We start from the raw sequence: 267 nt of genomic DNA, 5'->3' as shown, positions 1-267 counted from the left end.
CCGCTGTCGATGTGGATCATGACGACCTTCGCAGGCTTGGGCGGCCTGTCCGGCTGGCAGTGGATGTACCTGATCGAAGGGCTGCCGTGCGTCGCGCTCGGCATCATGGCCCGCGTGCTGCTTGCCGATCGGCCCGAGACCGCAACGTGGCTGTCACCCGAGGAACGGCAGGAACTCGTCGACATGACCGCGAAGCCTCAACATGCGGAGCGGCACGGTTTCGCGGAAGTCGTGAAGGATCCGTACGTCTATTTGATGAGCGCCGCC

General features: G+C 64.4%; 1 pseudogene. It reads left to right on the top strand.

The annotated features are described in order from the left end of the window. Positions 1-267 (top strand): annotated as a pseudogene (locus SB847_RS21215) (hypothetical protein); the annotation flags it as partial.

The sequence above is a fragment of the Bacillus sp. SIMBA_026 genome (genome assembly GCF_046535335.1).
Classification (GTDB): Bacteria; Bacillota; Bacilli; order Bacillales; family Bacillaceae; genus Bacillus; species Bacillus velezensis.
Note: the sequence above shows the minus strand (reverse complement) of the source record. Positions and strands in the feature narration are given on the sequence as shown.